This is a genomic window from Microscilla marina ATCC 23134 (genome assembly GCF_000169175.1).
Classification (GTDB): Bacteria; Bacteroidota; Bacteroidia; order Cytophagales; family Microscillaceae; genus Microscilla; species Microscilla marina.
The window spans coordinates 1-23,021 of record NZ_AAWS01000015.1 but is presented as its reverse complement, the minus strand read 5'-3'; the positions used below and the strand labels follow the sequence as shown (position 1 = coordinate 23,021).

18 protein-coding genes and 1 pseudogene are annotated in these 23,021 nt (G+C 38.3%); 7 read left to right on the top strand and 12 right to left on the bottom strand.

Annotated elements, in window-relative coordinates:
- Window positions 1-385 precede the first annotated feature (385 nt).
- The 4 genes from M23134_RS15425 to M23134_RS15410 form a co-directional block, all read right to left on the bottom strand.
- Window positions 386-1,531, bottom strand: a complete 1,146-nt coding sequence (locus tag M23134_RS15425; RefSeq protein WP_002697706.1) for a cysteine desulfurase family protein — start codon at window positions 1,529-1,531, stop codon at window positions 386-388.
- Window positions 1,532-1,753: 222 nt separating this feature from the next.
- Window positions 1,754-3,151: a phosphoglucosamine mutase gene (gene glmM / locus M23134_RS15420; RefSeq protein WP_002697698.1), complete on the bottom strand. Its 1,398-nt coding sequence runs from the start codon at window positions 3,149-3,151 to the stop codon at window positions 1,754-1,756.
- Window positions 3,152-3,301: 150 nt separating this feature from the next.
- Window positions 3,302-3,508: a hypothetical protein gene (locus M23134_RS15415; protein ID WP_002697697.1), complete on the bottom strand. Its 207-nt coding sequence runs from the start codon at window positions 3,506-3,508 to the stop codon at window positions 3,302-3,304.
- Between the two features lie 231 nt (window positions 3,509-3,739).
- A complete protein-coding gene (locus M23134_RS15410; protein WP_002697696.1) occupies window positions 3,740-4,900 on the bottom strand; it encodes an NAD(P)/FAD-dependent oxidoreductase in 1,161 nt (386 codons plus the stop codon).
- An 896-nt stretch (window positions 4,901-5,796) separates the two neighbouring features.
- Between M23134_RS15410 and M23134_RS15405 the strand changes: the two genes are divergently transcribed.
- On the top strand, window positions 5,797-6,447 hold the full coding sequence (locus M23134_RS15405; protein ID WP_002697695.1) for a 4'-phosphopantetheinyl transferase family protein: 651 nt from the start codon (window positions 5,797-5,799) through the stop codon (window positions 6,445-6,447).
- 43 nt (window positions 6,448-6,490) lie between these two features.
- On the opposite strand, the gene M23134_RS38260 is transcribed toward M23134_RS15405, so the two are convergent.
- On the bottom strand, window positions 6,491-6,850 hold the full coding sequence (locus M23134_RS38260; RefSeq protein ID WP_053337311.1) for an SET domain-containing protein-lysine N-methyltransferase: 360 nt from the start codon (window positions 6,848-6,850) through the stop codon (window positions 6,491-6,493).
- A 55-nt stretch (window positions 6,851-6,905) separates the two neighbouring features.
- Window positions 6,906-10,811: a non-ribosomal peptide synthetase gene (locus M23134_RS15395; protein WP_002697690.1), complete on the bottom strand. Its 3,906-nt coding sequence runs from the start codon at window positions 10,809-10,811 to the stop codon at window positions 6,906-6,908.
- A gap of 850 nt (window positions 10,812-11,661) precedes the next feature.
- Here M23134_RS15395 and M23134_RS15390 point away from each other — a divergent pair.
- The 3 genes from M23134_RS15390 to M23134_RS15380 all read left to right on the top strand — a co-directional run bounded on the left by M23134_RS15390 (window position 11,662) and on the right by M23134_RS15380 (window position 14,580).
- Window positions 11,662-12,261 (top strand): TetR/AcrR family transcriptional regulator, encoded by a 600-nt coding sequence (locus tag M23134_RS15390; protein WP_002697688.1) that lies wholly within the window; start codon window positions 11,662-11,664, stop codon window positions 12,259-12,261.
- Window positions 12,262-12,307: 46 nt separating this feature from the next.
- Complete coding sequence (fabF, locus tag M23134_RS15385) at window positions 12,308-13,582, top strand: beta-ketoacyl-ACP synthase II (RefSeq protein WP_002697685.1); 1,275 nt, start codon at window positions 12,308-12,310, stop codon at window positions 13,580-13,582.
- Between the two features lie 200 nt (window positions 13,583-13,782).
- The gene (locus M23134_RS15380) at window positions 13,783-14,580 is read left to right on the top strand and encodes a class II aldolase/adducin family protein (RefSeq protein ID WP_002697684.1); all 798 of its coding nucleotides are present in this window, start codon (window positions 13,783-13,785) and stop codon (window positions 14,578-14,580) included.
- 195 nt (window positions 14,581-14,775) lie between these two features.
- Here the strand turns inward: M23134_RS15380 and M23134_RS42725 are convergent.
- Both M23134_RS42725 and M23134_RS15365 read right to left on the bottom strand, forming a co-directional pair.
- Window positions 14,776-15,087: pseudogene (locus M23134_RS42725) on the bottom strand (hypothetical protein); the annotation flags it as partial.
- Window positions 15,088-15,437: 350 nt separating this feature from the next.
- Window positions 15,438-15,671, bottom strand: a complete 234-nt coding sequence (locus M23134_RS15365) for a hypothetical protein (RefSeq protein ID WP_157558500.1) — start codon at window positions 15,669-15,671, stop codon at window positions 15,438-15,440.
- Window positions 15,672-15,965: 294 nt separating this feature from the next.
- On the opposite strand from M23134_RS15365, the gene M23134_RS15360 reads away from it, so the two are divergent.
- From M23134_RS15360 to M23134_RS38255, 3 genes are all read left to right on the top strand, one after another.
- Window positions 15,966-17,150, top strand: a complete 1,185-nt coding sequence (locus M23134_RS15360; RefSeq protein ID WP_002697678.1) for a hypothetical protein — start codon at window positions 15,966-15,968, stop codon at window positions 17,148-17,150.
- A 147-nt stretch (window positions 17,151-17,297) separates the two neighbouring features.
- Window positions 17,298-17,765: a hypothetical protein gene (locus M23134_RS15355; RefSeq protein ID WP_002697676.1), complete on the top strand. Its 468-nt coding sequence runs from the start codon at window positions 17,298-17,300 to the stop codon at window positions 17,763-17,765.
- A 9-nt stretch (window positions 17,766-17,774) separates the two neighbouring features.
- Window positions 17,775-19,172 (top strand): FtsK/SpoIIIE domain-containing protein, encoded by a 1,398-nt coding sequence (locus tag M23134_RS38255; protein WP_002697673.1) that lies wholly within the window; start codon window positions 17,775-17,777, stop codon window positions 19,170-19,172.
- Window positions 19,173-19,645: 473 nt separating this feature from the next.
- On the opposite strand, the gene M23134_RS15345 is transcribed toward M23134_RS38255, so the two are convergent.
- The 4 genes from M23134_RS15345 to M23134_RS15330 all read right to left on the bottom strand — a co-directional run bounded on the left by M23134_RS15345 (window position 19,646) and on the right by M23134_RS15330 (window position 22,753).
- Window positions 19,646-20,197, bottom strand: a complete 552-nt coding sequence (locus M23134_RS15345) for an ExbD/TolR family protein (RefSeq protein WP_002697672.1) — start codon at window positions 20,195-20,197, stop codon at window positions 19,646-19,648.
- 229 nt (window positions 20,198-20,426) lie between these two features.
- Window positions 20,427-21,500 carry a chorismate mutase gene (gene pheA, locus M23134_RS15340; protein ID WP_002697671.1) on the bottom strand — a complete coding sequence of 358 codons (1,074 nt, stop codon included), beginning with the start codon at window positions 21,498-21,500 and terminating at the stop codon, window positions 20,427-20,429.
- A gap of 212 nt (window positions 21,501-21,712) precedes the next feature.
- Window positions 21,713-22,192 carry an ExbD/TolR family protein gene (locus M23134_RS15335; RefSeq protein WP_002697670.1) on the bottom strand — a complete coding sequence of 160 codons (480 nt, stop codon included), beginning with the start codon at window positions 22,190-22,192 and terminating at the stop codon, window positions 21,713-21,715.
- 3 nt (window positions 22,193-22,195) lie between these two features.
- The gene (locus M23134_RS15330) at window positions 22,196-22,753 is read right to left on the bottom strand and encodes an ExbD/TolR family protein (RefSeq protein WP_002697669.1); all 558 of its coding nucleotides are present in this window, start codon (window positions 22,751-22,753) and stop codon (window positions 22,196-22,198) included.
- Window positions 22,754-23,021: the final 268 nt, after the last annotated feature.

Below are 23,021 nucleotides of genomic sequence, written 5' to 3'. Positions count from 1 at the left end.
TTTACGGCTTCATTTCTCAAACCGATAGCTACAGCTTCGCTGTGCTGAGCTCACCGAAGGTAATTTCTTAACGCCCACAAACTAAGGCGGAAAGTAAAGATGCTGTTTTTCAAGCACTTTTGAGACTGATAAAATTAAACTCTGCACAAGTATTAGTAGTGAAAAATTAGTGTACGGTTTTGAAATCATTGATAAAGCCTATTCGTATATAGATCGCAATATGCTACTATTTAGTAGTTAGTGATCTGGAAAAAATAAGATGTGCCAATTCAAGAAAATATATTGTTCTCAAACGATTCAAAAAAAACGGTGCATAGCCAAAGCTATGAAACTTTTTTTTTGAGAAGAATGAGGGCAATAGATACACTTTAATGGCTCAAATTATTTATGAAAGATCACTTACAGTATACATTTCGGCAAGTTTTTCTACCACATAGTCTACCTCTTCTTTGGTATTGTAGCGACTAAATGAAAAACGCACCGCTCCACGGTCTTTGGGTCTGTCCAAAGCCCTCAATACATGTGAACCTACATCTGAACCACTAGAGCATGCACTGCCACCAGAGGCAGAAATTTGATGAATGTCCAGATTAAACAGTAACATGTCGGCATTGTCGGTAGGTGGCAAACATACATTTAAGACAGTATACAAGCTTTTGTCAAGGTTGCCACTTTCACCATTAAAATCAACCCCCGCAATTTTATGTTTCAACTGCTCAATCATATATAATTTTACCTGCTCGATGCTTGTCCGGTGCTCGTTCATTTCTTCATAAGCAAGCTCTAGCGCTTTTGCCAAACCAATAATTCCATAAAGGTTTTCGGTACCACCTCGCATATTACGTTCCTGGGCTCCCCCATATATCATAGGTTTAATCTTGGCATCAGCATTTACATACAAAAAGCCCACCCCTTTGGGTCCGTGAAACTTATGGGCTGAGCCTACCACAAAGTCAACATTAAGCTTTTGTAAATCATGTACATAGTGTCCCATTGTTTGCACCGTGTCTGAATGGTACAATGCCTGATACTCTTTGCATAGTTCACCAATACGCTCCATGTCGGTCAGGTTACCCACCTCATTGTTGCCGTGCATCAACGATACCAAGCTACGGCTATTGCCTTGCAAAAGATCGCGTAGGTGGTCATAATCAATGTTTCCTTTACCGTCAGTATTGACCATACTGAGCTTAACTTTACCTATCTTTTGCAAGTGTTCCAGGGTATGCAAAACGGCGTGGTGCTCTAGTGGAGAGCTAATAGCGTGTGTAAGATTAAATGTATCTATGCTACGCTTAATGGCAAAGTTGTCGGCTTCGGTGCCACCAGAAGTAAAAAATATTTCAGAAGGAGAAGTATTCAGTAAATCAGCCACTTTTTTTCTTGCCTTCTCAATGGCGGATTTAGTTTTACGCCCATGCGAATGTATAGACGAGGGGTTGCCAAAGTGTTCTTTCATGTAGGGCACCATAGCATCCAATACTTCAGGAGCCAATGGGGTAGTTGCGGCATTGTCAAAATAAACGCTCATACTCATAACAAAAAATATATCTTTCCTTAAATGCTGTAAGCAGTTCTTCATAAAGGAGATGTTCCTTCATAGGTTATTTTATACTTTTTTTATTTCAAATAACCTTTTTTTTCAAAATTACGGATATTTTTTGGATGATTTCAAGAAAAAAAAGGTAAAAAAAATTACCCAACCTTTGCAAGTTGGGTAATGTATATTTTGTATAAACTGTATTTATCGCAATTATGAATTGTCTTTTGCTGTTACAATTTCACGTATGTCGTCAATTATCTTATTTGCCAAATTATCAGCGGTAGACATAGAAGCGGCTTCAGCATAAATACGAATGATAGGTTCGGTATTGGACTTGCGTAAATGTACCCAAGACGACTCAAACTCTATTTTTACCCCATCAATGGTAATCACATCGTGGGCTTTGTATTTTTCCTGAATATCATTGAGTATTGCCGAGGTGTCTATTTCGGGAGTCAAAGATATTTTGTTCTTTGAGATCTGATATTTAGGGTATTTGGCTCTCAACATAGATACTGGCTTTTCACTTTTTGCCAGGTGAGTCAAAAACAAGGCAATGCCTACCAAAGCATCACGCCCGTGGTGCAAATCAGGGTAAATAATCCCTCCGTTGCCTTCACCCCCTATTACCGCGTCTACTTCTTTCATTTTGGTCACTACATTCACCTCTCCTACTGCCGATGTATGATACTCTTGTCCTGCTTTCTCGGTCAGTTCTTTGAGGGCTTTGGTAGAAGAAAGGTTAGAGACAGTAGCCCCTGGATTATGCGACAATATATAGTCTGAAATGGCCACCAACGTATACTCTTCGCCAAACATAGAGCCATCTTCACACACAAGCGCCAAGCGGTCTACGTCGGGGTCTACCACAATACCCAAGTCATAGTCGCCATTTTCTACCTCTCTCGAAATATCCCTAAGGTTTTCAGGAATGGGCTCAGGGTTATGAGGAAACAAACCATTAGGCTCACAATACAAGCCCTTTACTTCTTTTACACCCAAAGAGTGTAACAACATAGGAACTGCTATACCTCCAGTAGAATTTACACAATCCAAGGCTATTCTAAAGTTGCGAGCTTCAATGGCTGCTTTGTCTACCAACGGTAGTTCCAATATCGCCTCAATATGTTTGTGGATGTATTCGCGGTTTACGCTGTAGTCTCCTAACTTTTTGGTTTCAACAAACTCAAAATCTTCTGCGTCAGCAATTTCAAGTATTTTTTCACCATCAGCTGCCGAAATAAACTCACCTTTGTGATTCAACAACTTGAGGGCATTCCATTGAATAGGGTTATGGCTGGCAGTAATAACGATTCCTCCACCGGCTTCTTCCATGACTACCGCCATTTCTACAGTGGGGGTAGTAGACAATTCAAGATCGACCACATCTATTCCAAGCGACTGAAGGGTAGAAGCTGCCAATTTTGTGATCATTTCGCCCGATGGGCGAGCGTCACGACCAATTACCACTTTATGGTTTTCAGAGTTTTCTTTTAACCAGATGCCATAAGCAGCTGCAAATTTTACTACATCTACCGGGCTTAAAGTGTCTCCAGGTTTTCCGCCAAGGGTACCCCTAATACCAGAAATTGATTTGATGAGTGTCATTAAACAAAATTAGAATTATAAATATAGCTGTGGAAGAATTATCATGTTTTAATTTGTTCAAAATCACCCTCTTCCATAGCATTTCAATGTATCATAACTTTTGGTAATTTTATGCAAATAAAATGCATAAAACACACTGTATTTAGCTGATCAGGCAGTAGCTACTTGATCATCTTTTGTCTCATTTTCGCAAGCTCCCACTGGCTTTCCACATACGCCACATTCTACTCCATCTTTTAGCAACAATGGGTTTTGTGAAGCACAAGTACCTTTGATTTCTTTACCTCTTATTAGCAAGCCGATACTCATCAGCACGGCAAATAAAATCATTACGGCAATAGCTAAAACAACTGTCATAGTATTTTGTATTAAATATTTGAAAGTATATAAATCTATATACTTCGAACATAATTCAGGAGTCGAGTGTTCACTTGCTGGCTCATTATTAAAAAAAAATCCATTAGTAGTTACAAATGAACTGTTGCAAAACTACTATTTTATTCACAAACGTTTGCGTTTTTTCCTAAAAAATCCCACTCATTGTATCCTAAGTTACTGATAACCAATAATTACCTAACAACAGTAGTTTTATTGCTCTAGTTTAGTAGCAATCTCACTTCCGACGGTAGAGCCCAACGCTATTCCCATACCATTGAGACGGGTGCCTATGACTATATTCTCTGAGACATTTTCCATAATGGGACGCTTGCCGCTTTGCCCAAAAGCCATAATACCTGCCCAGGTATGCTCCACTACAAAGTTTTGCTGTGGTAAAATAACGCTGCTTAATTTTTCTTGAAGATGCTGGGCTATTTGTTGATTCAGCTCAAAACTTGCGGTGGCTTCACCCTCAAAGTCAAGGTTACGCCCTCCTCCAAATATTATCCGGTTTTCGAAGTTACGGAAATAATAATAGCCTTCGTCGAAGTGATAAGTACCCTTAAATTTAAGATTGGCAATAGGTTCGGTTACCAATACAATGCCTCTGCCTGGTTTGATGTCCAGTTCAGGTAATAGCTTTTGAGTAAAAGCATTGGTACATACTGCAGTTTTGCTGGCAATAAACACGACCTCTTGCTGTGACAAGTGTCCAGAAGTACTGATTTCTACCTGACCACCAGTATCTTCTATGGCGGTTACCTTACATCCATTGACTATTTCTACTCCTTTTTGGGTGGCACATTGCAATAATGAACGCATCATGTTTCCGGTATGAATTTGAAACTCATAAGGAGTAAATATAAGATGGGCTACTTGGCTTGTGTCAAATCCTAGTTCTGTGATCTTGCTATCGGGTAATTTCTCAAAAACCTTTTCATTGCCAAACAACGGTCGCAACAAATCATTTATATATTCAACTTTCTCTAAGGCATTGGCATTCAAAGCTTCGTATTTTTCGCCTTTAAGCAGTAATTCAGAGCCCCCAAAGTTTTTACGCCCCATAGCGTCTGCCCCTAACCTGTTTTGCAACTTTTGCAAACCGCTCCAACGTTGTTCTACCAGCTTCAACACCTCGTGTTCGCCCATCACTTCAATATCACTCAATAACTCGGTTACACTACCAAAGCAACCAAAACCTGCGTTTTTTGTACTTGCTCCAGTAGGAAAGATGCCCTGCTCAAGCACCAACACTGAGGCTTGTGGGTGATTTTCTTTGAGTGTAATAGCAGCTGATAACCCTACAATGCCGCTGCCTACAATAATATAGTCATATTCTAGAAATGATTGTTGTTCCCAAAAACTTAGCATAATTATCTATCTTTATAATATTGTTTCTCTTAACTTCTAATTGTACTCTACCCAGTTTTTTGCTCTGGGTTTGATTTCATATTTTTTTGGAGTAAAGCACAAATACTCCCATTTTTGGTTAAATATTATGTGTAAGCTCTTGAACTATTATTAAACAAGTGCTTGGCATGTAGTCGTCGAAGAGAGTAATTGGGATGCAAAATGAATCATTTTTTTATAGAATCAATAATAGTTTGAATCTGCAATGAAATGACGAGGTGTTGAAAGTGTAGCCGTTGGCAGAGCCCCTAGGCTTGCACTCGGGGAATTTATAAATAGTTATTGGTTTTGACCATAGCTATGCTCGCAAAATTTGCCAAGCCTCTACTCAAAAACACGTACTTTATTTACTAATTGCTCCTCAATTAAACTGCATAAACTCACTTATATTTTTTATCTGCCAGTGCCTTAATCTCTCAATAAATTGTGATGAATTTTGTTTTCTTACATGCTTCGAATTTATCCCGCAAGGAACCATTACCTTTCGCTTTTTGAAGATCGCCAAAGAACAAGCTTTATCAAAATTCCTACTTTACCCAATTAGAAGCTAGAGTACTAGAATACCAGGCTGTTTACAATGGGGATTTCTGTTACTTGTGCAATGAAGTTATGTCTCATAGGTAAATAGCATTTTTGGAGTTTTGGTCAAAACAAAAATCTTATTTCCTTTATTTCTTACTAACCTAAAAAATAGTAGGGTAGAATATTCTAATTGCATCTCACCAAGCTTTTTGGTTATTTATACAATTAATCCGCAATGTTAACAGTAAAATCCCGTATTTGGTAACCCGTTGATAGATTTTTAGTCGGAAACCTTCTTATTATCGTTCCTAAGTTTTACTAGATTTACCCTTGTTATGAAACCTTACATACACATACACTACGCTTATGTTCCACAGGTAAAAGCTCATTTTTCGCTCGAAGATTTATTACAACAGCTGCCAAAAAACTTGCATGAAGGTATTATGCGCTATGTGTTTGACAAAGACAGGTATGTGCATGCACTAGGAAAATATCTGCTTCAGCAACAATTGATTTTTTTCGGCATTCCTCCCGAAAGGCTCTCTCAGCTCACCAAGACTACTTATGGCAAACCTGTGCTCCCTGGCAAACCTTTTTATTTTAATATATCGCACTCGCATGAACTGGTCGCCTGCGGAGCCACGCTTGATGGTAAACTGGGGCTGGATGTAGAACACCAGAGATCAATTACAATGAATGATTTTGAAAGTTATTTTACGAAACCGGAATGGCAGAAAATAAAGGAAGATGATACGCTCCACACTTTTTTTGAAATATGGACCAAAAAAGAAAGTGTTATGAAAGCAGATGGTAGGGGAATGTATTTGTCACTAGACACTATAGACACGTTGCAAAACCCAGTAAGGCTGACTGATGCCTCAAAAACATGTTGGTTTTTGCAAGAGTTACACTTGGGTACAGCGTACAAAGCTTGTTTGTGTACTATTGAACCAGCCAGGGAGGTGGTTTTAAAAAAAATGATTTGAGAAACCTAATCTATTCCTTGACTTCCCAAATCAATTTTAGACATTATACAGTAATACTTTGAGACGCCTTTGCATAACCGTTGATCAACTTACCACAACAGTGGCAGGTAAACGGACTACTCATGTCAGTTTCTGACACATTGTAGTTAAAGGTGACTTCTTCTGTCTCGTTAAGGTCTCGTAGTGCCACCAAATGGTTGCCTTTTACCTCTACCGAGGGTTGGCAATCGTGGTTGACATATTGCCCTAGTTTGTCTTCTATGTGCTTCGATTCACCTATTTGAATAGAAGTACGTGTAGGGTAAGGTAGTATGTCGCCTGTTAAAACCATAACTACTTCTCCTTTTTTGTGACTCTTGGACGTAAAAAGCCCCTTGAAACCGTTATTATTGATAATATTCATAATAGAGAGTTGATTTCACTTGTATTACAAGCTAATTAAAAAAAATATTGATTGATTATTTAATAGTTATTTGCTCCTGAATAGCTTCTTTAATTCGCTGGGACAACAATTGAACATGGGGTTGCCCCAACATAGTAAAGTGATTGCCCGATACATTCAATAGTTCGAAGCCTGCTGTTGTAAATTCGTTCCAGTCACCTACATTTACTCTAAAAAATTTGTCCAGATAGCCGCTTATTTTATTCTCTTCAGGGCATATAAGCAGGATAGGGATGTTGAGTAAATCTTGCGTCGAATAAGACGATGAGACATCGTTGATACACACCTTTAAAAAACGTTTCAACTCTGACATACTTACTTCTATGCCATCGTCTGTTAGTTGTTGGTGTATGTACTCTAGTTGAGTAGCCTTGCTTTTTCTGCTAAGTGCTTGTGGACTTACCTCTAACTGATGCCCAAAATAGCGGGCATAAATGGTAGTGCTCAACGCCAGGTACATTTCTGGGGTAGCATACTCCCCTATCAACTCACGAAAACTATTTATAGGTGCTATGACATCTAAAACAATGAGTTTTTGGGGTGGATTATTTTTTAATTGCAATTGCCTTGCCATTTCATAGGCTACACGCCCTCCTGCTGAGTATCCTGCTAAAATATAAGGACCTTGAGTCAATTTTTGAATAGCTTGAACATATACTTCTGCCATTTTTTCAAAAGATAAAGGCTCTGTCACTCCATCGAAAGCTGGGTTTTGCAACACATATACAGGGTGATCTTGGTCAAGTGACTTAGCCATTTCAAAGAAACTCAACGGGTTGCCTCCTGCGCCTGGTACACAAAAAATAGGGATACCTTTTTGTTGGTCATTCATCTTAAGGGCAATTTCAAGCGATGTTCTTTGGCTCACCATAGCCGCCTGTAGTGCAACAGTAGCCGCCTTGAATATAACAGAAACAGGCAACTGGGTATAGTAAGAAGCATTGATCTTGGCAATCAACCGAACGGCTAAAATAGACTGCCCTCCCAGCTCAAAGAAGTTGTCGTGTACGCCTATTTTCTCTACACCAAGTAGCTCGTGCCAAATAGCCGCAATGTTTTGCTCGATAGAAGTAGTAGGTGCTACATAAGCTTGACGGTCACTTGAACGGAAGTCGGCCTTGGGTAATGCTTTTTTATCTAACTTACCGTGGGTATTCATTGGTAATTCGCCCATAGGCACCACCAACGAAGGAATCATGTAATGAGGTAGCCATTCTTTTGCATAAGCAAGCAACTCCTCTTGTTCAAATTGTTCTTGTTGGGGCACCACATAAGCTACCAATTGCTTATTGTTCTTATGTTTTTTCACCAGTAATACACCGTCTTTGATCAACCCTGATTGACGCAGCACATTTTCTATCTCGCTCAACTCTATACGGTAGCCCCTTATTTTGACTTGTTCGTCTTTTCTTCCCAAAAACTCAATGTTCCCATTAGGCAACCATCTGCCCAAATCTCCGGTTTTATATATTCTTTCCCCCTCGGCAAAAGGATTTTCCGGAAAATTTTCACGGGTTAGTTTGGGGCGATTTAAATATTTTTGCGCCAAACCGGTTCCTCCAATGCAAATCTCACCAACCACACCCACTGGTTGCAACTGATTTTTTTCGTTTACAATATAGATGGGCTTATTAGCTACTGGTTTGCCTATCAAAGAAGCTTGAGTTTGATTGGTAATGATGTTGAAAGTAGCCGCCACGGTAGTTTCAGAAGGTCCATAACCATTGGCAATATTTACTTTACCAAATAAGTGATCAATCTGCTCAGGCTTTAGTAACTCTCCCCCGCTAATCAACCAACGAAGCTGTTGGGTAGATGAAAGCTCTTCATTTAGCCACCCTACTATGGTAGGAGTAGTAGTTAATAGGGTAGCTTGGTGGTTTTCAATGTAATCTTTAATTGTCAATACATCTTTGCTTCCTTCCTTTACCATTAATAAAGTAGCACCACTGGTTAAAGCAGGATAAATTTCTTCTACCAAAATATCAAATGCCCACGAAGATTGCTGAATTACCCGATCTTGCCAGGTAATACCAAACATTTGCCGGAAGGTAAGCACATAGTCAAGCAACGATGCGTGACTAATCGCTATTCCTTTAGGTTTTCCGGTAGAACCTGAAGTATAAATGGCATAAGCCGAATCTGTAGATGAAGGCTCAACGGTTACTTGTGAAACAGGTTGTTGACTAATTACAGTCAAAGCTTTGTCTGTTCTTACCACACTTACCCCGGCAAGGTGTTCGATAAGGTCACCAGAGAGGTTGGTAATCAGTAGCTTTACAGAAGCATCAGCCAGCATATAATGTACTCGTTCTTGTGGATAATCAGGATCGATGAACACGTAGCCAGCTCCTGCTTTTAAGATTCCCCACAACCCAATTAATGACTCAAAAGAAGTATGCATGTATAACCCCACATAATCCCCTTGCCTTACCCCATTTTCTATCAGGTAGTGTGCCATTTGATTAGACTTTTCATTTAACGCCTGATAAGTCAAACAATCGTCGCCTAATATGGCTGCCACTGCCTCTGGGGTTTGATCAACTTGCGTTTCAAACAAGCTTACAACGGTTTCATTATTGTATTGAGGCTCTATACGCTGTGGGGCAGCCAATAACTGCTGTTTTTCTTCGGGCGGCACTACCTCAATGGAGCCTATGGGCTGGTCGAGGCTATGCTGAAACTGCTCTAAAATAAAGAGAATGCGTTTGGAAAACAGGTCTATTTCCTCTTTAGTAAAATAGGCTTTTTGAAAATCTATATGTAGTACCAATGGTTGTTTGTCACCATAGTCAAACCAAAACCATTGCAAGGGGGTATGATCATCGTGACTGGTCACAATGCGTATTTTATAAGGATTGCCCTCAGGCATTTTAAAAGGTGCATAATTTACAATTACGTCTACGGGCACCTGTTGCTCTTGCAACAACAAATTAAAATGACGGTTAAGGTGCATAATAGGGTATTTTTGATGAGGATAATCCCTTCGACGGGTCGACTTACATTGCTTAAGAAAATCCTGCAAAAGCTGTTCAGGCTGGAACGAGCTCTGGAACAATACATATTTAGAAAACATCCCTACTGTATTTTTTTGTTCTCTGTTCCACCTGCCATGGATAGGCATCCCTAGTACTACTTCGTCTAAAGTTTGAATTTGGGCAAAATAGATGGACAAAGCTGCCAAGGTAAGTTGATTCACACTGGTATTTGCTTGCTGAGCAGTTTTTGCTAACTGTTGTCTCTGCTCCTCAGACAATTCCACCGTAAAACTTTCACTTCCTTTTTCATTGCTTTTTTTGTGTTTTTTCAACAGCAATTCAGGAGCCACCTTAAACTTTTGTTCCCAGTACTCTTTATCTTTTAAATAATCTTCAGAGTTGATGTACTCCCAAGAATCCACCATGTGATTCTGATAAGCAGGATAGGCTATTGTAGTGTCAAGCTCTTTTTTGCTTTGTAAAGCCTGGTATTGATTCAATACATAGTTTACAATGATGGCATAACCTAGTAAATCGATTAAGATGTGGTGGCAACGAAAAAACCAGTAGTACTCAGTAGCACTTATTTTTATCAAAAAACACTCATACAACTGTGAGCCATTGATATCCAATACTGTTTGAAAACGCGCCTGCATCCATTGGATAGCTTTCTCTTTACTATCACTAAAGTCTTTTTCTATTACATTGAAAACGACTTGTTCTTTGAAGCCTGCAAGAGGCTTGTCTTGGCTAAAGTCAAACTGGATGCGGAAAACATCAAATACTTCGGGAAGAGTTTTTAATACTTGTTTGAAATGGTTAATGTCAGGAGTGTCATGCAAAAGTACATAGCCACCTATACTATAATAGGCATTGTTTGGGCTTAAAATGTGGTCATAGTAAACATCTTCTTGTGAAAGGTGCAACGTTGTTTTGGTTGTCATTTTTTAGATGGTTAAATACGATTGAGAGTTGATTTACAGTGAACTGCCAAGTCATGTAAGGTTATTTGTAAGTAAAAACGGTTTATTTACCTACATTACACCTTCTGAACAATTTGCTAGATTTCATATTTACAAAGTAAAGTCACAGAGGTAATGTATTCTTGTAAAAGTACATTTATGGTAATTTAATTCTCTTTTCAAATCACCAGCAGCTTCCTTTACAATAGCCACTTGGCTCAAATAAGTTAATAATACCTCATAAGACTTCCCTTTAAAAAATAATCTGAAATAAATCCAGGAAATCAAAACAGTTCATAGGAACAACGCAGAAAATGTACAAATAGTTTATATGTGTGACATAAACAGGGTATTTTCATTGTACTTTAGCCACGTTTGCTCCTATAAACACCCTTTGTATCACCCCTAAAAAACGTAATTAACCGACAAAAATTTCTTACTCATCAATTTTGACTTGTAAGGCTATTTTTACTAAAAACCTACGCTAGTAGGTATTTATGCTTAAACATAAATAGTGAGACAGCAGCAAACTCAATCAAGGTAAAATGCAAAATAGTTTCATAGTACAACAGTTAAAAAAAGGCCGCAAACATAGCATTTAAGCAAGAAAATGGGATTGAGATGTAAGCCTTTTTTTTACACAAACAGGCTCATTTATTACACGTTTCACACTAAGTAGCAAAAACTAACTATCAGAACATCAACTAACCATCAGTCAGTTACTTAACCACATTCACTAAATTTTCTCACACTATTACTCAAGTTTTTTTCATTTTTAAACCAATCGGTATATTTTTGTATTCGTTTTTTCATCTTATCGGCAATAAGGTTTATGAAAAAATCAGAAAAGACCAAAAGAACTATCATAGAAAAGTCAGCACGCTTGTTTAACCAAAAAGGTTATGCAGGTACCTCTATCCAAGATATTATTAAAGTAACTGGGATGAGCAAGGGGAGCATTTATGGCAATAATTTTCATAATAAGGATGAAATTGCCCTGGCAGTGTTTTCTTATAATGTAAACTTGCTCTTTGCCGATTTATGGGCAATGGTTGCCGAGCAAACATCAGCGCGGGCAAAACTGATGACTTTTTGCGAGTTTCATCGTCAAAATTATCAAACAGTGCTCGATTATGGGGGGTGCCCTATGCTCAATGTGGCTATAGACTCTGACGACACTCACCCGATGCTCAACCAACAGGTAGCTTTATCATTTAAAAAATGGGAAACAAAGCTAACAGATATTATCGTGCTGGGTATTCGGCAAAAAGAGTTTAAACCTGAGACTGATGCATTTCATTTTGCGGGATTAAGTATTTCTTTGATAGAAGGGAGTATTATGCTGGCAAAAACCCACAAAGACCCCAAGTATATTTTAAATGCTTTGGTTCATATAGAACATTTAATAGATACATTAGACATAAATCATTAATTTGCAGTACAAAACATCCCTTTCGGTTGTTTACAAATAATTGGTTATGAATACATTTAGCAAAACAATACAATTAAGAAGAGTGGTAGTCACTGGTATGGGTGCCCTCACTCCAATTGGTAACAATATAGAAGACTATTGGCAAGGGTTGATGAGTGGAAAAAGCGGTGCAGACAAAATCACTCGCTTTGACCCTTCTAATTTCAAAACCCAATTTGCCTGTGAAGTAAAGGGATTTGAGCCTAATGATCACTTTGACCGTAAAGAAGCCCGCAAGATGGACTTGTTTACCCAGTTTGCAATGGTGTCGGTAGAAGAAGCTATCAAAAACGCCCAACTAAACCTTGATACAATAGACACCAATGAAGTAGGTGTGATTTGGGCATCAGGTATTGGTGGTTTGAATACACTTCAAGAAGAAATCATAGGCTTTGCTGACCGTGATCGTCAGCCTAAGTTCAACCCGTTTTTAGTACCTAAAATGATTGCTGATATTGCCGCAGGTATGATTTCTATCAAGTATGGCTTTCGTGGTGTAAACTACTGCACTGTGTCAGCGTGTGCATCGAGCACTAACGCTTTAATAGATGCTTTTAATTTTATCCGTTTAGGGCAAGCCAAAATCATTGTAACGGGCGGTTCCGAAGCATCTGTAAATGCTACTGGGGTAGGGGGGTTTAGTGCAATGAAAGCTTTGTCTAGCAACAACGAAAATCCCACATCAGCTTCACGCCCATTTGACGCCAACCGTGATGGCTTTGTGTTGGGTGAAGGTGCTGGCGCACTTATTTTAGAAGATTTGGAGCATGCGCTCGCGCGAAACGCCCCCATTTATGCTGAAGTAATTGGAGGAGGAACCGCAGCTGATGCTTACCACATCACAGCGACTCACCCTGAAGGTTTGGGTGCTCAATTGGCCATGCAACGTGCCATGGCAGATGCTGACATTGGTTTGGCAGACATAGATTATATCAATGCACACGCAACGTCTACTCCAGTGGGCGATGTAGGTGAGATGAAAGCTATCTCAGAATTGTTTACTGACCACCTGAATAACCTGGATGTAAGTGCTACCAAATCTATGACGGGTCACTTGTTGGGAGCAGCTGGAGCTATTGAAGCAGTGGCAAGTATATTGAGTATAAAAAATAACATGATTCCTCCTACAGTTAACCTGGATAACCGAGACGAAAACATAGATGCTCGCCTTCAGCTGACGCCTAATACAGCAAAAGCCAAGAATGTAAACATTGCTATGAGCAATACATTTGGTTTTGGGGGTCACAATGCTATTGGTGTATTCAAGAAATTTGAACAATAGAAAATAATCATTATATAAAAGGAGGTGTGTTGAACACCTCTTTTTTACATTTTATTAATACTTCTACAAGCTGTCCCCATTTTGCCACTCTATTGCCAAACACTGTCAATTAAACCCTCAAACCTTTCCTCAATTTCTTGCTTTTCTTTATTTTTATGAGAGTAAATAATGCTTATTTGCCTAATAAAACATAAAAAAAAATGACTAACAAAGCACTTACTAAAGACCAAAGTAAAATAACTGACAATGTGCCACGACCACCTCAGTATGATACTCCCCAAAAACAAAGGAATTATCTAAAGAGGCAATTAGCCGCAGCCTTTAGATTGTTCGCTAAATTTGGTTTCGACGAGGGAGTTGCTGGACATATCACTGCTCGTGACCCAGAATATACCAATCATTTTTGGGTAAACCCTTTTGGGTTAGATTTTAGTTTAATCAAGGTCTCTGACCTGGTATTATGTAATGACAAAGGAGAAGTAGTAGAAGGCAAACATCCTATGATCAATCGCGCCGCTTTTGCTATTCACTCTTGTATACATAAAGCACGTCCCAAAGTAATAGCTGCTGCCCATACCCACTCTATGTATGGCAAAGCCTGGTCTACTTTAGGGCGTAAACTTTCTCCTATTACCCAAGATGCCTGTGCTTTTTACCAAGACCATGAGTTGTTTGACGATTATAACGGGGTAGTAAATGAACTAGAAGAAGGCACTCGGATTGCCCAAGCATTGGGGCAATACAAGGCGGTTATTTTGCAAAATCACGGCTTGCTTACAGTAGGCAATACTGTAGAAGCTGCCGCCTGGTGGTTTATCACGATGGAACGCAGTTGTCAGGCACAACTCTTAGCCGAGTCGGTGGGCAAACCCGTGATGATTTCGCATGAGGTGGCAAGCAAAACTCAAGCAGAGCTTGGTTCACCTCTGGCGGGCTGGTTTCAGTTCCAACCACTTTGGCAACGCATTACCAAAGAGCAACCCGATTTGCTGGATTAGTTCTATGCAGGAGCATCACTCAAACAAGGATACTCCTTTATTTTTTGTACTCACTTACATATTTGCTTGGGCATAAGGTTCTAAAATTCCCATTCCTTTCTTAAATTTGAACACAATGTTTTTCTTAATGATTTGCAAAAAGAAGAAAAGAAACTAGTAAAGGAGTTATGTGTCAAACACAACCTTGAAGAATCTTCAAAACCGTACACAAAAAAACGGTTTAAAAATGTTTTCTAATTTGTAAAATACATCTTCCTGATTTTCGGAAATGTAGTTTGCTATTTTATACCCAATTTGGAAGATAGAATATTGATGTATTCTATCTTTTCTCACAATTCGGCTAATTTTAATATGTTTTTGATTAACTCCCAAAGCAAAAACTAATAGAAATGCGAGTGCTACAATAATGAGTAAGTTATCAAGCATTTCTGGATTTTTCACCCTTACCTTATGGAGGTTAAATCCACGAGACTTCATGTCACCAAAAATTGTTTCGATACTGAACCTTTTTTTTGTAAAAGTCCATTAAATCTTTGAACCAACTAAGGTTGGAAACTAGATAAATAGGCTCATCATATGAAGGATGGTGCCAAACTAAACAATTCACTACCCCATATCTGTGTTCACTAAAGTAAGCATCTTCGATCCAAAAATGATTCTGGGTAGGATCAGGATAACAAGTACTTAGCTTAAACCTTTCCCCATCCTGGGTTTCCAGAAGAGTATTTTTAGCGGTCCTCAAAACATATTTCCAACCCTGTGATGTTGCAAATGCTTGTAATTCAACTGAATCAAATTCACCATCACCTACAGTATAATCTCCACAGATTTGGGAAGTAATGTGCTTACGACCTTTACTATGTTACACTCATGTGCCCTTTTTTTTGCTGACGAACAACCCAGGCAATGGGAATGGCTCGTTTACCATAAACAATTGATACTACTAAAGCCATACAATCTTTGCCCACTACTGAGCCATCAATACTGATAAACAAACGAGATGTAGTGGAAAATCCGGCTAAAAATGAAGCAATAAAAGGCATAAAAAAGCTCTGATAATCAGTATACTTACTTTTTAAAAAGCGTTTCACCTTTTTGACCTTACTTTCCACATCAATGGATTCTTCGAGTCCTTCACCTATTTTCTGTAAGGAGCTTTCTCCTTTCTTAATGACGCAGTATATAAAGTTTGTGAGTTTCTCAAAGCGAGCCTGATCCGCTTTTCCACTAATTTTATGAAGACTTGCGAGACTTTTTTTATAGTTTTGTAAAGCATAATGATGGGTAGTTTATGTTATTTTTTCCACCTCAAAATTGCTCATCTTATGCTTTCTTTCCCACATTTCTCCAAAAAAAATTAGTGTACGGTTTCAAATGAAGAATCAATGATTTTTCATTTGCTTGACCGCGCCCTTGAAATACGCTACAAAGAACGTGTTTATACAGGGTTTTCTGCCACTGTTGACGGTGTGCTCGAACTAGAAGGTAAAGAACTACGTATTCATCGCCGTTTTGTAAAGGATGGGTCAGGTTTTCAAGAACAAGCCATTATAAGCTACGATGGGCAAGAACGTAATGAAGATTTTTTGGAAAATATCTTGCCCAAAAACTTTGCGCAATTCTTCTTTTTTGACGGTGAAAAAATAGAATCACTCATTAACACCAAAAATATCAACGTAGAAGATTCGCTGAAAACTCTGCTTAATATCAAGGCTTATGAAAGGTTGATCGATGGGAGTAATATAGCCCGTATCAAACGTGATTTTAATGCTGACGTACAAGATGCCCCTACTGCTGAACAAATTAAAAAAATAGATGCCGAAATATTGAGTATCCAAGCCAATCTGGAATATTTGCAAGCAGAAATCACCACGCTCAACAAACAGGTGAAACAAAAAAACAATGAAATTGAGCGAATCCGCGACAAAGTTTTCGGGTTAAAGTCCACTGATGCTCCTAACCTAAAAGTCCTCAAAAAAGACCTGGAAAGGAAAAGTAAGGAGCTGGCTCAAATACGCAAATCATTGAATGACAAGGTAAAAAACAATAGTTTGTTTATCATGATGGCACACGACCTTGCCAAAGAGTACCTTGACAAACTCAATGATGACAACGTAAATTACCAACTCGACGAACAACTCATTCGCTTTAAAAAGCTATTGAATAAAATCAAGAACAGCATTTTTGAGGATGATTTTGACGATGAAGGGGTACCTCCCGAACACAGGTTAAGCTTTCATACTCAAGAGTTTTATCAAGAACGTATAGACAAGGTTTATAAAAAGTTTACCAAGGACGATAAGCACCAAATGGAGCAGCAAGTCATCTATTTTTATGAAGAGGACAAACAGCTACTTCAAGATATTTTCCAACAAGAGGCATTTACCCGCAAGGAGCTTCAAACCTTGAATGCACTTACTAAGGATGTAGAGGCATTGCAAGACCAGGTAGAAACATCGCAGGGAGATGATGATGAAAAACAGCAAAAGCTGGATACATTCAAAAAAGAATTGGCAACTGCCGAAGCAGAACGTAATCAATTGGAACAAACTATAGGAAGTACGCGTTGACAACACGCTGAAAGCGCCAAACGCAAAACCGATTTAGAAAACCAGATTATTGACCTTAAAAACCAGTTTGCCATTGCCAAGCCAGTAAAGCGTGCGCTTGATTTAACTGAAAGAACCATTGACTTTTTTAATGAGTTTATCGATGAATTGCTCAAGTCTAAAGTAAACGCCTTACAAAAGGAATTTAGCCAAACCCTTAAAAAACTATTGCCTGATGACCGGATTTATAAGGTAAAAATCGACAATCGTTTTAATATTAAGATTTATAACAAAGCTAGTAAAGAGCAAGCCATAGGTTCGCTTTCGTCGGGGCAAAAACAGATTGTTGCCACTTTGTTGATGCAAGCCATTAGTAAGGTTGCCAAAGTAGACGCTTTTGTATGTGTAGATACTCCGTTGGCACGTATTGATAAACTAAATCGGGAACGAATTATTAAACATTATTACCCACAAGCTGCCAATCAGGTAATTATACTTGCCACTGACTCAGAAATTGCTCCCAAAAGTGATGAATATCAATACTTGAAACCACATTTGGCTAAAGAATATACCATTTTAAATAGTTATGAAAACCGCTCTTCTTACTTTAAAGAAGGCTATGTAGAAGAAAAATAACCTCCGATTATGGCTCTACAAATACAAGCAAACGCTAGAAAAACGCTCCGAAAAGTGAGCTTATATATCAAAGAACAATTAGGAATGACCTCTTTGTATGATGTGGTGATTTGGAAATTGGCTTTCTTCATTTCCATTAAATCTAAAAACACCCAATTTGAAGAAGACGAGAAAATTGACCGAAGCATTCGGGTAATTACCGATTATACCAGTTTGTTTAATAACACTGAAAAATACTTAATCATCAACTTGTTGTCTATTGTACACCAACGCAAGGTTGACATCAATAGCGAAGAACCTATGCGCCTGGTAGAAAAGCATTGTCGCCAGGGTTTTAAAATTTTAGAAGAAAAGTTTGCGGGCACCGATGTAGATGTAGTTAACTTTTTTTTGAACGAAATACCCAACATAGCTGCCGATGCTCCTGCCGAAGATTTGGATAATTTGGAAGAATTGATTGTAAAAGTAAAAGATAAACTTTCGGAAAAACTGCATGAGGCATTTATAGAAACCAAAATTGCGGTGAAGTACTTGGGCTATCGTGATTTTCAGCGAATTTCTAAATACTATTTTGAGGTAAGGGACTTGAACCATAACCGCGAAATTGTAGATGAAATTACTAAAAGTAACCTGGAGCTTCAAACTGGGCTACATAATAAGCTTTACCTTGCCAATTCTTCACGGGAACGTACATTTAGTGTAAATGTAATAAAAGATGAAATCCCTCCTTTTTATGTGGAGGAGTACTTGTTTGAAACCAATGATCGAGATTATTCTTTAATGATTGGACTAGATGATGAAGATCGGGTATTTACCACTACATTAGAATCACTGCCTCACTTGCTGATAGGTGGAACTACTGGTAGTGGCAAAAGCGTATTTTTGAAAAACCTGGTGTATCAACTTAGTAAAAAGTACTTGAACTTGGTATTGGTTGACCCAAAGGGAGGGACTACTTTTGGCGGTTATGAAGACAAAGAACGCTGCATGTTGATAAAAAATACCAAAGATGCCGATGCCATCATGAGCGATTTGGTAGAAGAAATGGATGAACGCTACCAAAAGAAAAAGCTGGATTTAGAAATGCCTATAGTGGTGGTAATAGATGAACTGGCTGATTTGCTGGGGCAAAACAAAGGTTTAGAGGCTTTGCTTATTCGGTTAGCCCAAAAAGGGCGTGAAGCACACATTCACTTGATTTTAGCCACTCAACGACCTGACGCTAAAATACTTGAAGGGTTATTACGCACCAATTTACCTTCCCGGATTGCATTTAAGGTTCAAAACCAAAACGAAAGTCGAATTATTTTAGGCGACATGGGTGCCGAAACACTACAAAACAAAGGCGAAATGCTTTTTAACAATCAAAAATTCACCAAACGGCTTCAAGGTTTTTACATTGAATAAAAACAAGGTTGGTCAAATGATATAAAAGCCCAAGTCTACAGAGAATGTCTGTAGCTTTGGGCTTTTTAGCTTATTTAAGGCTACTCAGTAGCATAGGACATTTTTTCATGCTGTTTCCGCTTTCTAATCATCACAGACAACACCAACAACACAATGCAATGCAATGCAATGCATCATCAGCTATTCTAACCTTAGCAAACATCCATTTATCCGCTAGGTTTGACGCCAGGTTGTGGTTGCCCATTTCTATAATGATAATACCATATTTTGAATCAAGGTATACCCTTGCGATGGTATTAATTATGGATAAAAACTCCCCAAGCAATCGCCTATTTACTCACAGATGCCATCTGGTTTAGCATATTTTCTAAGTTTACAAGTAATACCTTCGTCATCAACACTTACATTTTCAATCAATGAAGTACTATGGCAATGGTATTACTCAGGTTTAACCATTTTTTTCAACAAAAAAATCATTGTCCTGCCGTTGATTGTTCTGCTTCTGAAATCCTTAAAGGGTATTCGTCTTTGGCTTCCTTGTACTTGTCAAGCATTTTTTTAGTTGCTTTCTCTTTATCTAGTGCCAGGTAGTTTTGCAATGAAATACCCATTCGTTTTGCCCGCAAAGTATTATAAGCCGCTTGTACCTCATTCATTACTTTCATATAGGTATTATAATTTGTACCTCTGTCTGTTTTGATAGATACTACTGCCTTTTGCGGGCTATCCGAAGATTGAGGATTGCTTCCTCTGTTCTCCAAAAAATCAATGGTGGTTTTACGCAAGTCTTTGATGTTCAAAGGCTCTTTTTCTACTAACAATTGATTGTTAGAGTTTACCAATACCGTTAGAATATTTTTTTGTTTTACCTTTACATTCTCTTGGTGAGTATTCTTTGGTGGTAACAAAATAGGCAATCCTTTTTCATTAGGGATTTTAGTGGTTACCAAAAAGAAAATCAGCAATAAAAAGGCAATGTCAGCCATAGAGCCGGCATTTACCTCTACTGGGGTTCTTCTTGCCATAGTGTTAGTGTTAAATATTGTTTTATCTCTTACTACATCTTATATAAAACAAACTTACAACTATTTTTTTAGTTTAAAAACTAACTCAATAGTTTTTATTTAAAATGGCCTCCTTTCTTTAAATAACCCACTGATAGCAAATAGTTTACGGCATAGTTTAAAACAAAAAAGGATTTCTCAGTTTACCCGAAAAATCCTCCTTATTCATTTTATAATGATTAAAATCTACCTAAATCAACTTTACATAGCTTCCCAGCCACTTAATTTTATCGCCGTGTTTATCCAATACTTTTGATATATGCTCATCTTCGATATGCCCGTCTAAATCAAGGTAAAACCAAGCTTTGAAGTTAGTATCAGTTCTTTCGGGGCGATTTTCAATTTTAATCAGGTTAATGCCATGATCTCTAAAATCCTGTAAAAAAGTGGCCAAGCTACCTACCACGTCAGGCAACTTTAAAATAACCGTAGTTTTGTCTGCCCCACTTTTTTTATTAGTAAAGTTTTTACTGATAATCAAAAAACGCGTTTGATTATCAGAAGTATCTTCTATGTTATGAAACAATATAGGCGCATTGTTTATCTTGGCAGCGACATCAGAGCATATCGCAGCACTATTATCTACCTCCATGGCCATTTGAGCAGCTTTCGAAGTAGAATCTACAGGTACAATTTCTACGTCTGTATTACCAAAATACTCACGTAAAAACTTGCGGCACTGCTTAAAAGCTACATCTTTAGAATAAATGTATTTAATATCGCTCAACTGATCGCAACGACTGGCAAAAGTATGATGAATAGGTAATACTATCTCAGCCACAATTTTCACATCCAGGTCATAAAACATGTCTACGGACTCACCTACAAACCCCTGGCGGTTGTTTTCGATAGGAATCACCCCAAATCTTACCCTTTCAGTATCTACACTTTCAAATACCGATTGAATATTACTCAAAGGAATGTACTCGCTGGTTACGCCAAAACGCCCCTCAGCGGCCTGGTGGGTAAAACTACCCGGAGGTCCCAAGTAGCCTACTCGTTCGGGTAACTCAAAATTGCGGCTTGCCGCAAATATTTCCAAAAAAACTGCTTCAATCATACCTCTGGTCAATAAACCATCATTTAAACCTTCCAGGCGGTCTATAATTGACTTTTCCCGCTCTGGTCGGTAAATGATTGCGTTATTACTTTTCTTTAATTCTCCTACCTTTTGTACCACAGACATTCTCTGGTTAAGCAAGGCTAACAACTGATTATCTACCGAATCAATTTGTTCACGAAGTTGGTCTAGTGCTTTTTCCATAATTTATTAAAACCAGCTGCAACACTGAGTTGCAAATTTCTGCTATCATGAGGCCACTGTCAAGTACTTAAATTAATAAAAGGCGGCATAATTTAGCAGGCATAGCTAAACTAAATAAGTGCTTAAGAAAATACAAGTGTGGGATAGATATAAAACAAAAAAACCTTCCCTAAGGAAGGCTTTTTTGTATTTAATATATTTCAAGTATGGTGTTACTCTACTCCCATACTTGCCGCATAGTTTACCTTTCGGGCATCAGCCTCACGCAAACTTAGTTTTACGTCGCTAATAATTCCCATTTTGGCTTTGCGGTCTACTTTAAGAGATACCGTCATTTTGTTACGTTGGTATTCTTTAAGTTTTGATCTTTCCTGTTCCACAAATTTTACAATTGTTCTTTGAAATTGCTTTTTTGTGGTGGCAATCACAAATACATCGTTTACCTGAACCAATGGTTGTTTACCATACTTTCGGAAGTCTTTAGGTTTACCTACATAAATGTAGCTTACCAAAGAAGCATCTTCTAGCTTGGTCAATTGGGTAGCTTGAGGCAAGCTCTGCTCTACCAATACATCGGTTTCTCTCATCACAGTTGTTACCATAAAGAAGAATAACAACATAAATACAATGTCAGGTAATGATGCCGTTGATATTGCCGGCTGTTCTTTTTCTTTTTTACCAAATTTTGACATTATTTATCCTCCTACTGATGTTTGTTCTGCTTCTGAGATATTTAACGGATACTCTTTTTTAGCCGCTTTATGCCTCTGCCGAAGTTTTTTAGAGGCTTTTTTTGCGTCATAGGCTAAATATTCTGTAAGGGTGATCCCCATGTGCCTGGCACGCAAGGTATTGTAAGCTGCCTGTACAGAGTTCATTACCTGTATGTATCGTCTATAACTTGTCCCCCGGTCTGTTTTCAGGGATACTACTGCATCTTTTGGACTGTCAGACAAATGTTTGTCTTTTTTCCTGTTGTCTATAAACTCAATTGTTTTTTCCGTTAAATCTTTGATATTCAAAGGCTCACGTTCAACCAATAGTTGGTTTCTTGAGTTTACCAATACAGTGAGTACATTTCTATCATGCAATTCAATTTTTTGCAATGAATTTTCGTCTTTTTTAGGAGGCAATATAATGGGCAAGCCCTTCTCGTTAGGAATCTTCGTCGTTACAAGGAAGAAGATTAGCAACAAGAAAGCAATATCAGCCATTGAGCCTGCGTTTACCTCTGGTACTCCTCGTTTTGCCATATCGCTATCTTTTTAATTGGAATAAAAATTATTAACGAATAAGTCTTATTATCCAAGCTGCTATTATTGACAAGAAAGCGGCAATAAATAACAAAAAGGTTAAGAATAGCATACCTCCGATAAACTGAGATAAACTTGCTCCGACTACAGGAAATGGTTTTGCGTAAGTTTCGTTGGTGGCCATGCCATAATATGCAATAGCAAACAGACTCCTAATACTAATATAGACCCTCCTGACTTAATCAATGACTGAGGGTTGGTGATTGAA

Excerpts from the sequence above, each read along its gene's own strand:
- M23134_RS15425 (WP_002697706.1), bottom strand. The coding sequence starts at position 1,531 with ATGAGCGTTTATTTTGACAATGCCGCAACTACCCCATTGGCTCCTGAA.
- glmM (WP_002697698.1), bottom strand. The coding sequence starts at position 3,151 with ATGACACTCATCAAATCAATTTCTGGTATTAGGGGTACCCTTGGCGGA.
- M23134_RS15415 (WP_002697697.1), bottom strand. The coding sequence starts at position 3,508 with ATGACAGTTGTTTTAGCTATTGCCGTAATGATTTTATTTGCCGTGCTG.
- M23134_RS15410 (WP_002697696.1), bottom strand. The coding sequence starts at position 4,900 with ATGCTAAGTTTTTGGGAACAACAATCATTTCTAGAATATGACTATATT.
- M23134_RS15405 (WP_002697695.1), top strand. The coding sequence starts at position 5,797 with ATGAAACCTTACATACACATACACTACGCTTATGTTCCACAGGTAAAA.
- M23134_RS38260 (WP_053337311.1), bottom strand. The coding sequence starts at position 6,850 with ATGAATATTATCAATAATAACGGTTTCAAGGGGCTTTTTACGTCCAAG.
- M23134_RS15395 (WP_002697690.1), bottom strand. The coding sequence starts at position 10,811 with ATGACAACCAAAACAACGTTGCACCTTTCACAAGAAGATGTTTACTAT.
- M23134_RS15390 (WP_002697688.1), top strand. The coding sequence starts at position 11,662 with ATGAAAAAATCAGAAAAGACCAAAAGAACTATCATAGAAAAGTCAGCA.
- fabF (WP_002697685.1), top strand. The coding sequence starts at position 12,308 with ATGAATACATTTAGCAAAACAATACAATTAAGAAGAGTGGTAGTCACT.
- M23134_RS15380 (WP_002697684.1), top strand. The coding sequence starts at position 13,783 with ATGACTAACAAAGCACTTACTAAAGACCAAAGTAAAATAACTGACAAT.
- M23134_RS15360 (WP_002697678.1), top strand. The coding sequence starts at position 15,966 with ATGATTTTTCATTTGCTTGACCGCGCCCTTGAAATACGCTACAAAGAA.
- M23134_RS38255 (WP_002697673.1), top strand. The coding sequence starts at position 17,775 with ATGGCTCTACAAATACAAGCAAACGCTAGAAAAACGCTCCGAAAAGTG.
- M23134_RS15345 (WP_002697672.1), bottom strand. The coding sequence starts at position 20,197 with ATGGCAAGAAGAACCCCAGTAGAGGTAAATGCCGGCTCTATGGCTGAC.
- pheA (WP_002697671.1), bottom strand. The coding sequence starts at position 21,500 with ATGGAAAAAGCACTAGACCAACTTCGTGAACAAATTGATTCGGTAGAT.
- M23134_RS15335 (WP_002697670.1), bottom strand. The coding sequence starts at position 22,192 with ATGTCAAAATTTGGTAAAAAAGAAAAAGAACAGCCGGCAATATCAACG.
- M23134_RS15330 (WP_002697669.1), bottom strand. The coding sequence starts at position 22,753 with ATGGCAAAACGAGGAGTACCAGAGGTAAACGCAGGCTCAATGGCTGAT.